The organism is Paenibacillus sp. FSL R5-0473, assembly GCF_038004565.1.
GTDB lineage: Bacteria > Bacillota > Bacilli > Paenibacillales > Paenibacillaceae > Paenibacillus > Paenibacillus amylolyticus.
Map to the genome: position 1 here is coordinate 2,533,615 of NZ_JBBORL010000001.1, position 14,311 is coordinate 2,547,925.

At 43.8% G+C, this 14,311-nt stretch carries 12 protein-coding genes; 2 read left to right on the top strand and 10 right to left on the bottom strand.

The window, feature by feature from the left end; all coding sequences use genetic code 11:
- Nucleotides 1-14: 14 nt before the first annotated feature.
- From MKY28_RS11015 to MKY28_RS11045, 7 genes are all read right to left on the bottom strand, one after another.
- Nucleotides 15-1,904: a beta-glucoside-specific PTS transporter subunit IIABC gene (locus MKY28_RS11015; protein WP_340935967.1), complete on the bottom strand. Its 1,890-nt coding sequence runs from the start codon at nucleotides 1,902-1,904 to the stop codon at nucleotides 15-17.
- A 177-nt stretch (nucleotides 1,905-2,081) separates the two neighbouring features.
- The gene (locus MKY28_RS11020) at nucleotides 2,082-2,963 is read right to left on the bottom strand and encodes a LysR family transcriptional regulator (RefSeq protein WP_340935968.1); all 882 of its coding nucleotides are present in this window, start codon (nucleotides 2,961-2,963) and stop codon (nucleotides 2,082-2,084) included.
- Nucleotides 2,964-3,091: 128 nt separating this feature from the next.
- Nucleotides 3,092-3,847, bottom strand: a complete 756-nt coding sequence (locus MKY28_RS11025) for a carboxymuconolactone decarboxylase family protein (protein ID WP_340935969.1) — start codon at nucleotides 3,845-3,847, stop codon at nucleotides 3,092-3,094.
- 198 nt (nucleotides 3,848-4,045) lie between these two features.
- Nucleotides 4,046-5,020 (bottom strand): hypothetical protein, encoded by a 975-nt coding sequence (locus MKY28_RS11030; protein ID WP_340935970.1) that lies wholly within the window; start codon nucleotides 5,018-5,020, stop codon nucleotides 4,046-4,048.
- Nucleotides 5,020-5,511, bottom strand: a complete 492-nt coding sequence (locus tag MKY28_RS11035) for an RNA polymerase sigma factor (RefSeq protein WP_282321409.1) — start codon at nucleotides 5,509-5,511, stop codon at nucleotides 5,020-5,022. The genes MKY28_RS11030 and MKY28_RS11035 overlap by 1 nt, the downstream gene beginning before the upstream one ends.
- A 185-nt stretch (nucleotides 5,512-5,696) precedes the next feature.
- Nucleotides 5,697-7,277 (bottom strand): histidine-type phosphatase, encoded by a 1,581-nt coding sequence (locus MKY28_RS11040; RefSeq protein ID WP_340935971.1) that lies wholly within the window; start codon nucleotides 7,275-7,277, stop codon nucleotides 5,697-5,699.
- Between the two features lie 240 nt (nucleotides 7,278-7,517).
- On the bottom strand, nucleotides 7,518-7,937 hold the full coding sequence (locus tag MKY28_RS11045; RefSeq protein WP_340935972.1) for a DUF3237 domain-containing protein: 420 nt from the start codon (nucleotides 7,935-7,937) through the stop codon (nucleotides 7,518-7,520).
- Between the two features lie 150 nt (nucleotides 7,938-8,087).
- Here MKY28_RS11045 and MKY28_RS11050 point away from each other — a divergent pair, with 150 nt between their 5' ends.
- On the top strand, nucleotides 8,088-9,290 hold the full coding sequence (locus tag MKY28_RS11050) for an MFS transporter (RefSeq protein ID WP_036671164.1): 1,203 nt from the start codon (nucleotides 8,088-8,090) through the stop codon (nucleotides 9,288-9,290).
- Nucleotides 9,283-9,927 carry a TetR/AcrR family transcriptional regulator gene (locus tag MKY28_RS11055; protein WP_340935973.1) on the top strand — a complete coding sequence of 215 codons (645 nt, stop codon included), beginning with the start codon at nucleotides 9,283-9,285 and terminating at the stop codon, nucleotides 9,925-9,927. The genes MKY28_RS11050 and MKY28_RS11055 overlap by 8 nt, the downstream gene beginning before the upstream one ends.
- A gap of 91 nt (nucleotides 9,928-10,018) precedes the next feature.
- Here the strand turns inward: MKY28_RS11055 and MKY28_RS11060 are convergent, their stop codons facing one another.
- The 3 genes from MKY28_RS11060 to MKY28_RS11070 form a co-directional block, all read right to left on the bottom strand.
- Nucleotides 10,019-12,280 (bottom strand): glycoside hydrolase family 3 N-terminal domain-containing protein, encoded by a 2,262-nt coding sequence (locus tag MKY28_RS11060; RefSeq protein ID WP_340935974.1) that lies wholly within the window; start codon nucleotides 12,278-12,280, stop codon nucleotides 10,019-10,021.
- A 98-nt stretch (nucleotides 12,281-12,378) separates the two neighbouring features.
- Entirely contained in the window at nucleotides 12,379-13,299 is a 921-nt protein-coding gene (locus MKY28_RS11065) for a carbohydrate ABC transporter permease (protein ID WP_340935975.1), read from the bottom strand.
- Nucleotides 13,300-13,314: 15 nt separating this feature from the next.
- Entirely contained in the window at nucleotides 13,315-14,256 is a 942-nt protein-coding gene (locus MKY28_RS11070) for an ABC transporter permease (RefSeq protein WP_340937903.1), read from the bottom strand.
- Nucleotides 14,257-14,311 lie beyond the last annotated feature (55 nt).

Sequence of the window (14,311 nt, forward strand, 5' to 3'; positions counted from 1 at the left end):
AACCTGTAGTTTTGTTAAGCTTTGACAACCAACAATGTATTGTTAAAATCAATATTTTGGGGACTAGTCTCTGCGATCACATCCGAGTAACTATACGAATTGGTTACAATAACGGGCGTTTGAGTGACATATCCTTCTTGTCTGATTTTGTCCAGATCAAAAGTCAGCAAGGTCTGTCCTTTTGTGATTCTCTGACCTTCTTCCACGAAAGCCTCAAAATATTTTCCGTTCAACTTTACCGTATTTAAGCCGACATGAATAAGAATTTCGACTCCTTCATCGGATAATAGTCCAATAGCATGTTTCTTAGGAAATAGGGACACAATCATGCCATCAAATGGAGCAATGACTTTCCCCTCGCTAGGTTCAATAGCAATTCCTTTACCCATTGCCTCTGAGGCAAACGCTGCATCTTGTACATCCTGAAGTTGAATAAGCTGACCTTTAAGCGGAGTTGCAATAACAGAATCTTTAATTGTAATGACTTCATCCGCAACCCCACTCCCTTCGTTCGCATTTGAAACAGTGTTCTGTGAAGGTGCATCTTTTTCATATTTCAAACTGAGCAAATAGGTAAGTACAGCAGTTACGACAGTTGTTATAACAAGTGCGATCAAAATGTTATATAGATTCCAGATATTTTCACCAATGTACAGAGGAATCGCCGGGATTCCTGAAGCGCCTGTTGCGTAACGAGAAACATCCATTAGCCCTGCAAAGAGTCCCCCACTAGCAGCTCCAATCATACCCGCGACAAGTGGGTATCTCTTCGGTAAATTTACGCCGTAAAGAGCTGGTTCCGTGATTCCCATCAACGCGGTGATCCCACTGGAAGCAGAAATTTGTTTTAATGCTTTATCCTTGGTTCTCATCCCTACAACTAATGCCGCAACACCTTGACCTATACAATTGATCATCGCTCCAGGACCGAGGATATTCTCATAACCTGATGTGGTGATTTGAGCAATGGATAGAGGAACAATATTATGGTGCAGCCCAAACATAACCAGTATTGGCCAGAAGGTTGCAACCAGGAAAATAACCAGCCAGCTACCATGTGCGGCCAAGAAGTCAAAGCCCATCGCTAAATACGTTCCGAAAAATGACCCCAGTGGTCCCAATACGGTTAAGGCCAAAATTCCCGTTACTAAAATAGTGCACATGGGAACAAAAATAACTTTCACTGCATTCGGAATGATCCTTTTAAACAACGATTCAATATATGATTGAGACCAAACGATTAAGAGAATTGGAACTACAGAAGAACTATAAGATACAAGAGTTAGCGGGATTCCAAAAACACTTACGTCAGTCCCATCCAAACGCAATTGTGTCAAGTTGGGATGGAGTAAAACACCGGCTAAAACGAGTGCTAAGACAGGACTGCATTTTAGTTTGTTTGCAGCTGAAAACGCCAACAAGAATGGTAAAAAGTAGAAAATAGCATCTGACATAAGACTTACGACATAGTAGGTTTGGGAATCTTTTGAAATCCAGTTGAACAAAATAAGTAGAGCGAGTAATGCCTTGATCATACCAGCCCCAGCTATAGCAGGAACAATCGGACTAAATGTCCCCGAGACGAAATCGATTAATTTCCCCAAAATACTAACTTTCCTAGCTTGAGTTGGTTCACCCGATGAACTCGCGTTAGGTTGAAGATGCTTGATCACTTCTTTGTAAACGTCTTCAACATGTGTGCCGATGACGACTTGAAATTGTCCGCCGCTCTCAACCGCATCAATAACACCGTCCAACGATTTAAGCGCTTTTTGATCTGCTTTATTAGTATCATTCAGTGCAAATCTAAGCCTAGTCATACAGTGAGTCAGAGTGGATACATTCTCACTACTGCCCACTTTCTCTACAATATCTTGAGCCAACTTCTCGTATTTCTTGCTCATCCAATAATGCCCCCTCTTGTTGTTGCCATCTAAATGAATGAGACCAAAAGTGCTCTAAATAACTTCTCTTTGCAATAAAAAAAGCTATTTATCTGAAATACATAAAGGCTGCATTCATTACACCTTAAAATATCATCTGATAAACAGCTATAGCCAATACCTATAATTCATACTTTATTATGCCTGAAAGGCATGCCTGATATGTTCCAAAAAACGTACCTCCGTTTGACTGAATACCTTATGTTTTTTCCAGACAATCACTGTTGGAAACTGAAGTTCCGGTTGAAAAGGTCTGAAGCATAATGTGTCAGACTGCTTCATTGCAAGCGCACCCTCAATACAGATGGCCGTCCCTAACCCCTCCTCTACGAGGTTAAGTATGTTAGATATTAAATTATAGGTCGCAACAAAGTTTAAATGTGCATAGTCATCGGCAAACCAGCTTGCAATCTCATTCTGTACGACAGATCGGCTGGATATGAGCAGAGGCACTCCGGCTAAATCGGTTGAAGTGACATATTCTTTCTGGGCAAGAGGTGATGAGGTCTTCATAAGGACTCCCCAGCGCTCCTTCTGGGGCAGTCTGATGAAATCGTATTTCTCAATGTGAATGGGCTCTAACAAAATGCCCACATCGAGCAGTCCTTTATCGATTCGCTCCTTTATATCATCCCCCGTTCCACTATAGATGTGATATTTAACCTGCGGATACTCCATATTGAAGTCTTTTAATAATTGTAAAATAACATTGGACGTTAATGATTCAACACTCCCGATCGATATGGTTCCTCCAACCAGGTTGTTCTGATCTTTAAACTCTTTCTCTGTTTTATCCGCAAGTGTGAGAATTTCTTCTGCTCTTTGACGTAGAAGCATGCCTGCATCTGTAAGTGTTATTTTACTTTTCCCGCGTATAAACAATTGAGTTTCTAAATTTTTTTCCAGATCAGCCAACTGTCTGCTTAACGTTGGCTGTGTCACATGTAAGATCGTTGCAGCATGTGTGATATTTTCTACTCGAGCTACTGTCAAAAAATATCGAAGTACTCTTAACTCCATAATTCCTCCTGATTTACGTTCATTTAAGTGTCTACTGAATCATTCATTTCTTTACTATACCTTCCTGTTAACCAGAAGAAGACAGTTGATTGGGATAATCAACTGTCTGTTGCTTCAAATAAAGAAGATTATTTCTCTGGAATGATTTCATTAACGCAGGCTAAAGCATTTAGTGTTCGAGGAAATCCCATGTAGGGAAGGCAGTGAGTTAGAGCGGTGATCATGGTTTCTTTATTATTGCCAACATTGATGTTACCCTGAACGTGTGCTTTGACTTGACTATCCGCACCTCCGAGTGCACTTAGTATACAAAGAGTAAGCAGCTCTCGTGTTTTCAGATCCAGACCACCGCGGGTATAGAAGTCACCAAAGCAAAATGCTGAAAGATAGTCCTGGATATGCTTCTGATTTGACGGGGCATTTTCCCGGTTTTTCTCAATAATATCGCCAAAAATCTCTTTTTGAATACCAAGTCCTTTGTCAAAGCGATTATCTTCTTCAACCCGTTTTTGACTTTCAAGAGGCAGTGCAACATTTCGCTCTTTGAACACTTCATTCATTTCCGATATGGCATTTAAGGTTTTGGGGAATCCCAAATAAGGTGCGCATTGATAGATTGCTTCTTGGATCTCCGTTGGAGTCAACCCAACATTTAGCGCTGCACGAGTATGTGCTTTGAGCTGTGGCAACGTTTGATTAGTAGCCAGTACGACCAAAGTAATAAGCTCACGTTGCTTATCGTCAAGGGCACCTTGATTGAAAATTTCACCAAATATGAAGCGACTCAATATGTCCTGAAATTCAGGATGTGTAGCATATGCCGCTGGAACTCCCTCGCCGAATAGCCTTTTATATGTTTCCTGGCTCTTTTCGATTCGATTCATATTCATCTAACCTCCTGTTTCTTTTTAGTTAAAACTAGGTGTACCCATTTTACATTGAAAGAGGAAAGAATCCATATCCTATTCATATCATTTTATTGCCTAATCCTATCAAGTGATTGTTTGTTGATGAAAAAAGCGAACAAAGCACTTGCGTGCCCTGTTCGCTCTTCTTGGTGCAGCCATATTACTGTCTTCGCCTTACTCGCCCAAGCTGTCCCAGAATGATTGGAACGCACCTTTCTCCACTTCCAGGAATGCCGGAACATTACCATAACGAACCAGACCTTCTTCACCAAACAGAACCAGTGGGACCTGCGTTTTGTCTTCCAGCGTGAGATAGATGATCTTGCGATCTTCCTTGCCGTAGAGGTTCTCTTCCAACTCCGGGCTCGTTGCAATCGGTTTGGCAGCATTTAGCGATGAGATAAAGCTGTCCAGTGCTTCATCCGCTGCTAACGGTTGAAGCTGCTGCAATCCATTGTTCCAGCTATTAAACGTCTCCCATTGCGCCGAGGCGATGTTGCCTTCGAGATGAAGCTTGCCGATCAGGTCGGCACCAGTACCAATGGTGATCCCGTTGTTCTTGTCGAATAACTGAGCATACACCTGACCATCGATCTCGGTGTAGGACATGATGCGGAAGTCCTTATCGTAGCCATTAACAGCATAGATGTCAGCTTCGCCAATGTTGGAAGCAAGCTCCGTATATTTATCTTGGCCGCTCAGCTCATCAATGCCGCCAGTGGTGGTACCCAGTTTATCCCCCCGCAGGTTGAGTGCATTTGCGCCTTCAAGCAATGTTGGGGACTGCGTATATACGTTTCCTCCATAAACAACCAGTTGCATCATATCAGCCATCGCGCCTTTGCCCTGTGAACTCGGCAACTCCATCTTCGGAATCACGATCGGGTCAAACGACGCGCCTGGAGTCACCGCTGCCACCTGTGGTGTTGGTGTGGCTGGTCCATTGAATTGTTGCCATACACTTGGCGCAGCCAATCCAATGCTGGCAGCGATAACAACACTTGCTGCAATGTATAGTGGTTTACGTTGACGTTTTGGTCCCTGATGTTGCGTGTTTAAGGATTGCTCTACCCGTTTTTTCATTTGTTCGTTTGTTTTCATATGATCCACCGCTTTCTTGTATTTTTGTTTGAATTGTTCTTCGTTCATTACAGTCCCTCTCCTTCCAGCTCCAGTTTTAACAGCTGTCTTCCTCGTTTCAATCTCATTTTCACTGCTGATTCGCTAATCTCCAGGATCTCGCTGATTTCTCGGATCGGATAATCTTCGTAATAATACAGATGAACCACCGATCTATACTTGACGGGCAGTGACAGCACAAGTTCGATCAGCGCGTGATCTTCAGGGTTGTCTGTTGTAAGAGGATCGACTCCCTCCAGCTTGACCTCCCGTTTGCGCCAGCCTCTGCCTAATAAAGATTTGCAATGATTGGTGATGACCCGAATCAACCATGCTTTTTGATGCTCCGCATCGTTGAACGTAGGGGCTTTTTCTATTAGTTTGATGAAGGTATCCTGAGTGGCTTCCTCCGCGTCTTCTCGTCTGCCGAGGTGCACCATGGCAATCCGGAACAGCGTATCCGCGTATGTCTCATAGACTTTCATCACATGATCGCCCAGCTGGGGCACTGATCGCTGCATGGTTGGTATGCCCTCCTTTATACCTCTAACACTCTTACGGACGGCATTTGGTCACATTTTGTTTTAGGATTTTTTTACTGGTCCATTTCATTCAAAATGCAAAAAAAGAAAGCAGCTCCATGAAAAGGAGTTGCTTTCTTCATCTTCGTCTTTATTTTCATATTAAATGCATATCGTTTCACCAATTAGAAATTCTTCTGTAAAAGCTCAATGTTGTCTTCCAAACTGCTGTCCAAGCTTACGCCAACCTTCTGCAGTTTGTTTTGGTAATATGTCTTAACATCTTCCCATTTATAGTACGGATAGGTCGTTGTTTCAATCGGGAACGCGATCTCTTCTTCATTTCTAAGCATTTTCACGAGAACATCCTTACCATTGGAATACAGAATCCATTGAATATTTGCTCCCATTGGTGAGATAACCGAGCCATTCCAGTTTTGGGTCACGTCCTGCGGTTTGTCGATACTCACATTCGCTCCGGCGATATCCAGGAATGAAGATAGTGGAATGATGGTTTCTGCGTGAGCAAAACGAAATATACCAGCCGTGTCTTTTTGCTGAATGGACTGGTCGGTAGACACGATCAACTCTTTGACCAGAGGTGCAATGATATTCTGCGGCAAATCCGTTGACGTTAAAGATGGACCTTTTTCATAGAAATCATTGATATTGTCAATACTTTCGTACCATTTCAACTGACTAGCCGTGAAATACCGCCCGAATTCGAAGTCACCTTCTCCTTTTATATTCGAAGATATGATATAGAGTTCATATAGATTAGAAGCAGCCTCGGTTGGGTTGCTGAGCTTCACTTTTCCCTTCTCATCTTTCAGTTCAAACTCTCCAGCGTTCAGCCGTTGATAGAAGCCTTCAGAGAAAAATTGCAGAAGGACCTCTTTTGCATAACGCGTTCCAGTGTTCTGTGTGACATAATCCTCGTATAACTTAACCCAGTCTCCATCTTCTGCGTACTCGTTATACTTCGTAGCCAAGTCGTAGGGCCGTAGATAGGGGTCTTTCCCTTCTTCAAAAGCTGAAGCCAGAATGTCTACCTTGTTATCTCCCAAGCTTTCCTTTAACCCGTCAATAAACTGATCTCTGCTCTGCGGCGTTCGATCTTTGAAGGTTGCTTGTGCAATCACTTTTTTATCCGATGTAAAGAGTTCTTTGAAATTCTGCCCAACTCTGGCCCCTATTCCTTTCAGTTCTTCTCCACCCGTAGTGGATAACAATCCATAATGATCTTTTTCAACCTTCATCAGATTGCCAATTTCCTTCTTCAGCTCTTTGCCCAGATTAGTGATCTGCCCGTCCTTTTCAGCGATGTCGAGCAGTTCAAATAACGTCTTGTCGTACTTGGAACTGGATAGATGTCTGGAACCATGTCTCCCTATGTAGTTAATAAATATGGGTTCATATCCAATAGGAGCTTTTGTGTAACTTGTTTCCTTAAAAGAATATGGCGTTTTGGTACCGCGGTATCCCTGCTGATCGTTAATTTTAGCTCCAACAAATACCGATTGGGTGTTGTTATCCCAGTCTACCTCTTGCCCCAAGGCTTCACCAATCGCTCTTGCAGGTACATAAGTAACCCCATTGTAGAGAAATGATTCGCCTTCCACCCTTTGACCGTTCACAACCACATTAGCCGATTGTTCAGAAACTTCGATCATGCGTTTGGAGCCTGCACCATATGCGTCAAATACACTTACAGACGTTAAGATGGCGAGTGATGCTACTGAAATCCCGATTTTTTTGATCATCATATTAATTAGTTTTCTCCTTATTCCGCCTGATATGGGTTTATTTTCGCTCATCATACTATAGGTGAGAAGTGTCTGCGCCGTATCCATCCTATGTTAATTAATTGTAAAAGAGTACATATAAATATTGACGTAAAGTCTCATACGACAAAAAGAGCCGCTCCTTAGCGACTCTGAATCAGCATAACAGGCTACCTTGCTCCGAGACACATGAACAAAATAGTTATCACATGTCTCGCATTATCATAGCGCCCTATATATTTTTATATCTATCCCTGACTCCGTCGGATGACCTTCTCCAATAAGTGTCTCACAGTTCAAGAAGGATAAGGCTTTGCTGTCTGTAATCATTTTGGGGGAAGTACGAAATAAAGCAGTTTTCAGCGTTTTATCAATATTTCCGTTATTTTCGATATAAATTTTGCATGAATGCCCTGAGTTGTCGGTTCCTTGGAGCATGTATCTTGCCGATAGAGTATGCGGACCACCATTCTTCCCGATGATCTGCGTATCCACTCCTCCACCCAGCACAATTCCCTCAAAGTACTTTCCTGTTACGCTGCCTGTAAAAGTAATCATGACAACCGAATCATCTTCGCTATTTTGCAAATCAAATGATTTCTCAATGTTCACATGTACCGTAAACAATTCCTCTAATTTCACGTATTCTCACCTCCATATATGGACAATTATAACTCTACTCATTAGACTGCTTCACTAAAAAAAAGATTTACATATTTCCTTCAAATCATTTAAAATGGTTTACACAATGTAAAGGTTAACATGTTGTAAACGAAGGAGTTAATGACGTACATGAGTACATTACCAAAATCAGTTCGCTTTCCACTGTTCATTCTGATGTTAAATCTGTTTATCGCTTTATTGGGGCAGGGGATGCTTATCCCCATATTGCCGGAGTATTTGAAGCTTTTTCATGCGGGAGGCACAGTAGCAGGATTTTTAGTTGCAGCCTTCGGTGCCGCTCAATTCTTCTTTTCCCCTCTCGGGGGACAACTGTCTGATCGATTTGGACGCAAAAAGTTGATCATCGCAGGTATGTTTCTGTCTGTCATTTCAGATATCATATTTGCGCTGTCGACGTCATTGCCGTTCCTCTATGTCGCACGGTTTATCGGTGGAATCAGTCTCGGTTTAATGGTTCCTGCCAACCTCGCATATGTCGCCGATATTACAACGCCAGAGACACGTGCAAAAGGTATGGGCTATTTCGGCGCAGCTATGAATTTGGGGATGGTTCTCGGACCTGGTCTGGGCGGTCTCATCGCCGAGATGGGCATTCGCATGCCCTATTTCTTCGCAGCGGGTCTGGGACTGATTGCGGCCCTGATGACGCTGCTATTGCCTGAGACACTTCCCCCCGAGAAAAGAACGGTCTCCATCCGTCTTCAAAAAGGAGATCACTTGGGCAAGAAAATCTGGAGTTCTTTTAAAGTCCCCTATTTCAAATACTTGATTGTGTTGCTTGTCATGACCTTTGGTCTCATGAGTTATGAGACAGTATTCGCGCTTTTCGCAGAGCAAAAATACGGATTCGACGCTGCAACAATCTCCATCATTATTACTTTGGGCGCGATTATCGGTATCGTTGTGCAGATCTGGCTTTTGGATTGGTTCGTACAGAGAATCGGTGAAGTTAAGTTGATCCGTCTCTCCTTAATAATCACACCCATAGCTTTATTGTTAATGTTAATTAAGGTCAACCTTGTGTTTCTGTTGTTCGCTTCTGCGTTATTCTTTGCCTTTAATTCGTTTTTACGACCTTCGGTCAGCACGTTAATATCCAAAAATGCAGGAGATCGGCAAGGTTATGCATCGGGTCTGAATACTACATTTTCCAGTCTCGGCACGGTGATTGGGCCGCTGATCGCAGGACTATTGTTTGACAAAAACATAAACTTCCCGTATATTTTTGGTGCAATTATGCTACTCGCTTCTCTCGGACTGACCTTGAACGCATTTCGTTCGAAGAAAGGACAATTGTATACAAGTGAATGAAAACTGGCATCAACAATTGGGAAATAAACATCGTGATGATTTGATTGCAGCAGGTAAGGAGCTTTTTTTGAAATATGGATTGCTCCAGGTGAAGATTAAGGATGTATGTACGAAAGCTGAACTTAGTAGAGTGACCTTTTATAAACATTTCCAGTCAATGGATGAACTTCTTCTAGCCATTCAGATGCAACTGATCGGACATTTAACGGATGAGGTTAGCCGTGCTTCAACGAAGGACTTGAACGGCCGGGAACAACTCACGGTTATGTTGAATGCATGGGTTGTTTATGCCGAGAATCATCCAGACTACATCCGGTTTATTCAATTGTTTGATATCAACTATGAGATGTATGATTTTAGCCCTGAATTAAGAGAAGAGTATGATAAGTTCAACCAGAACGGGAAAGAAAATCATTTCCTGATGGACGCTTTATCCCAAGGTGTTGTTGACGGCAGTATTAAGAATCCGTCCCCTCCGCTGGATCTGGCTCAGTTTATCTTCACAACGATGATGGGCATGCTCCAGCGCATGGTAACTATTCGTGGTGCTCATGATAATTCATTGGATATGCGGATGACAGAGCAATTTGTGAAGATGCTGCTTCATTTTGTTTGTAGCGAAGAAATACCCGAGTGATGGCATGGTACATGGATCGATAAAACAAAAGTTTGAAATAAAAAACGGATTCCGTATGCTGGAATCCGTTTTTTTCTTCATTAATTAAGCGTTAATCCGTTAGTACGGGTAATTGTCCTCCAGCTTTCAGTTGACCAAGCAATACTTTGATCCCGGCAGACGTATTTGGCTCCTGCTTTCCATACACAGCAATTCCTGAGCGCACGTTCTGCAAATAGATCGTTTCGTAAGGATTACCGAGAGACAACAGCGTGTATCGCTGATTACTCTTGTTCATTGCATTAATCAAGGTTTGATAATCACTCCACCCGAACTGGCTGGCCACATTGCGAAATTGGTAAGAAGCTAGAATGACATAATTGGCTTTGCCAATCGCCTGGAGCGTTTCATTCATGTTGCCTTGTCCAACAAGTGATATTTCAGTCTTTAACGACAGGTTATTAGCGGCTTGCAACAGTTGTTTCTCAAGCTGTTTCGCCTGTTCCTGCTCGGCTGCGACAATAACAACCCGGTCGCCTTGCTGAATTGGATCAGGAAGCACACCTTTGCGACTGCTGAGTACAGTGACCGCTCGCTCTGCGATTGTCTGCTCCACTGCTCGGTGCGCCTTCGATCCGATGATACCGTTAAGCTGAGTTAGCTTTTGCGCAAGAGTTTGACTGCGTTCAAATAAACCATATTTCGCTTTCATCTCCAAGATTCGTTTCACAGATGCATGTATGGTTTCATCCTTGATCGTTCCATTGTTCACCGCGTTTACCAGCGTTTGATGGGCCGCTGCTGAATTTTTTGGCATAAGGATGATATCAACCCCTGCGGAAACGGCGCGTTCTACCGATTGATTCTCCCCAAAATGTTCTGCAATTGCATTCATGGTAAAGGCATCAGACACAATGAGACCTTCGTATCCCAGCTCTCCGCGAAGCAGTCCTGTCAGTACCTTTTTCGATAAGGTGGCAGGAATCGGCACACGTTCACCGTCCTTGAGGGAATTAACATGTTCGTTGTCAATGGCAGGGAAAGCAATATGCGCGGTCATAATCATCTCTACCCCATTTTCAATCGCAGCCCGAAACGGTTTTAATTCTACCGCATCAAGCCGTTCTCGGTTATGGGCAAGCACAGGCATACCAAGATGGGAATCTACCGTTGTATCTCCATGTCCCGGAAAATGCTTAACTGCCGCCATCATCCCTGATTGCTGTAGCCCTTTTATTGTTGCCAGACCAAGCCGTGTCACCAAATCCGCCTCCGAGCCAAACGACCGTATACCAATGATGGGGTTATCTGGATTGCTGTTGATGTCCAGCACTGGCGCAAAATTAATCTGCAATCCCAGTGCCTTCAGCTCCTCTCCTGTCAGCTGACCAGCTGCTTCGGCTAGTGTTGCATCTCCAGTTGCGCCAAGCGCCATCTGACCGGGAAGGTTCGTACCTCCTGGTATTCGTTTAATAACGCCTCCTTCTTGGTCGATGCTAAGAAATAGAGGAATGTCACCTGCTTCTCTTTGTATATCATGTGTGAACGTTGTAAGCTGCGTCACGTCTACAATATTTTTGTCAAAAAGAATAAGTCCGCCCAAGTCCTGATCATGGATCGTGCGTTTCAGCCCCTCATTAACGGTCGTTGTCGCTTTGCCATTCCATTGCCTAATGTCAGGCATAAGCATCTGACCAACTTGCTCGCTTACCGTCATATAGGATATCAGTTTGTCCCAATCTTGTGTCCGAATGGCCGCTTCACGTTCGAAGCGAATGACTCTCGCCATAAATACGGCATATTCAGCACGCGTGACAGCTTGATTCGGACGGAAGGTGGCATCTGAATAACCGCCGACCAAGCCGTTTGAACTCATAATAAGAATGGGTGCTGCTGCCCAATGCCTGTCCGTGTCTGTCCATTTTGCGGCGTTCTTACCTTCCACGAGTGCATATGCCCGTGTATGGAAGGCCGCAGTCTCTGCGCGGCTAAGTGGTGCGTCCGGACGGAAAGTTCCGTTAGGAAAACCACTTGCAAGTCCATTTTTAGCAGCTATCATGATTTCTCGATGGAAAGGATGTGTAGTTGGAACATCGGAATAAGTTGTGCCTTCCACTGCTCTTTGAAGCTGATCTGAATAGAGCTCGCGCACCATAAAAGTGACGGCTTGTGCCCTTGTCACAAGTGCCTCTGGCTTGAAGATCCCATTGCCATATCCGGCTACTGTTCCCCGTTTCGCCATATACGTGATGCCATCCTCAGCCCACTTGGAATACTTTAGATCAACAAACGTTTCTTCCGCAGCTGCCGTTCCCACCCCTATAAGCATAGAGCCAACAACGGCACCAATAATTGTCATCCATTTTACATGCATTTGTTTCACTCCTGTTGTATTCTATGGATGAATAGACGTTACTACGGTATAGTTTGTTGCGTTTTCATAAGTTCAATGAAATTATATTCAGGTCATGACTATCCCTTCACGCCACCAATCGTCATACCCTGGACAAAGTATTTCTGTAAGAACGGATACACCATCAGAATAGGAACACTTGCAATAATGGTCATGGTCGCTCGAATCGAGGTTGGTGTGACCGCCGTTGCATTGCTCTCGGCAGACTGATAAGCATCACTTGCTGATGAAGTCGCTGAGGTTGTCGAAGTTTGCAGAATCTTCATCAACTCATATTGCAATGTGCTTAATTCTTTATTGGAAGAGTTGTACAGGAATACATCGAACCAGGAATTCCATTGTCCCACAGCTACAAAGAGTGATACGGTTGCCATTGCGGGAATCGTTAGCGGCAGGACAACGCGGATAAATGTCGTGAACTCCCCTGCCCCGTCAATACGGGCTGACTCCAGAATGCCTTCAGGAAGACCTTCAATAAATGAACGGATAACAATCATATTGAAGACTCCAATTACACCCGGAATGATATATACCCAGAAGGAACCAATCAATCCAAGGTCTCGAATCAGCAGATAACCGGGGATCAACCCCCCGCTGAAGTACATGGTGAATACAAAAAACATCGTAACAAACTTGCGAAGCACAAATTCCTGACGACTAACCGTATACGCGAGCATGGCTGTACAGAAGACGGACACCACGGTTCCAATGACCGTACGCAGCGCCGAGATCAGAGTTGCGTGATAAATATCAGATTCGCCAAAAATGTATTTGTAGTTGTCCAGTGTCCATACACGAGGCCATAGATATATTCCACCCCGAATGGCATCGTTTGCATTATTGAAAGATACGGCAATCATATTAACAAAGGGATAGATCGTCACAATCATCAGACATACCATGAAGATGATGTTAAAGGTGTCAAACGCTCGATCCCCGGTGCTGCTATTCCGCAAGCGGGATGTGTTTCCTTTACGCATGGCATAGGCCTCCTTTTAGAATAGTCTGCTCTCTCCCATTTTTTTCGCTATATAGTTCGCCGAGAAAAGGAAGATGAAGCTGACCACAGTTTTGAATATGCCAGCTGCTGTACCTAAGGAAAAGTTCCCCATCCCTAATCCATATTTCAGTACAAAGATGTCCAGATTCTCCGAATAGTCCATATTCATCCCGTTACCCAGCAGATATTGTGGTTCGAATCCGGATTCAAGAATACTTCCCATGTTCATGATCAACAAGATCACAATAACCGGTTTCAAACCAGGCAGGGTGATATATAACATCCGTTTGAAGCGACTGGCTCCATCAATCTCGGCAGCCTCATATTGCGCAGGATCAATTGCCGTAATCGCTGCCAGATAGATAATGGTGTTCCAACCGACATCTTTCCAGACCTCAGTTGCCCCCAGAATACCCCAGAAGTATTCTCCTTTCCCCATCCATAGTACCGGACTGTCAATCAGGTGAAGCTTCATCATCAGCAGATTGATAATTCCATCTGGTGACAGGACTGTTAATACAATACTGGATGCAACAACCCACGAGATAAAGTGAGGCAGATAACTGACGGTTTGCACAAAACGTTTAAATATGACATTTTTCAGTTCATTCAATAAAAGGGCCAGTGTAATTGCTGTCACAAATCCCAACACCAGTTTAATGGAACTCATGACAAGTGTGTTTCGCAACACCCGGTAGAAGGTATTGTCCTCAAACAAGATACTAAAATGATGCCAGCCGACCCACTGCTGATCGGAGAAGGACCTCGCCGGTTTGAAATTCTGAAAAGCCATGGTCCATCCCCATAACGGCAGGTACTTGAAGATAAAAGCCCAGATGACAAAAGGAATACACATCCAGGCAAGCGTTCGTTGCTGCACAAGTCGCTTAAAGAACGAGTGTGCTCTGGTTCCCTTCGGACTCGAGGCCGGAGGCATCGAGTTAAGGGAGACATTAGGTTTCTCCACGGTGAACCTGCTCCTTTCCTGTGCT

What these genes read in the sequence shown, in the direction of transcription:
- MKY28_RS11015 (WP_340935967.1), bottom strand. Translation starts at nt 1,904, where the DNA reads ATGAGCAAGAAATACGAGAAGTTGGCTCAAGATATTGTAGAGAAAGTG.
- MKY28_RS11020 (WP_340935968.1), bottom strand. Translation starts at nt 2,963, where the DNA reads ATGGAGTTAAGAGTACTTCGATATTTTTTGACAGTAGCTCGAGTAGAA.
- MKY28_RS11025 (WP_340935969.1), bottom strand. Translation starts at nt 3,847, where the DNA reads ATGAATCGAATCGAAAAGAGCCAGGAAACATATAAAAGGCTATTCGGC.
- MKY28_RS11030 (WP_340935970.1), bottom strand. Translation starts at nt 5,020, where the DNA reads ATGAACGAAGAACAATTCAAACAAAAATACAAGAAAGCGGTGGATCAT.
- MKY28_RS11035 (WP_282321409.1), bottom strand. Translation starts at nt 5,511, where the DNA reads ATGCAGCGATCAGTGCCCCAGCTGGGCGATCATGTGATGAAAGTCTAT.
- MKY28_RS11040 (WP_340935971.1), bottom strand. Translation starts at nt 7,277, where the DNA reads ATGATGATCAAAAAAATCGGGATTTCAGTAGCATCACTCGCCATCTTA.
- MKY28_RS11050 (WP_036671164.1), top strand. Translation starts at nt 8,088, where the DNA reads ATGAGTACATTACCAAAATCAGTTCGCTTTCCACTGTTCATTCTGATG.
- MKY28_RS11060 (WP_340935974.1), bottom strand. Translation starts at nt 12,280, where the DNA reads ATGCATGTAAAATGGATGACAATTATTGGTGCCGTTGTTGGCTCTATG.
- MKY28_RS11065 (WP_340935975.1), bottom strand. Translation starts at nt 13,299, where the DNA reads ATGCGTAAAGGAAACACATCCCGCTTGCGGAATAGCAGCACCGGGGAT.
- MKY28_RS11070 (WP_340937903.1), bottom strand. Translation starts at nt 14,256, where the DNA reads ATGCCTCCGGCCTCGAGTCCGAAGGGAACCAGAGCACACTCGTTCTTT.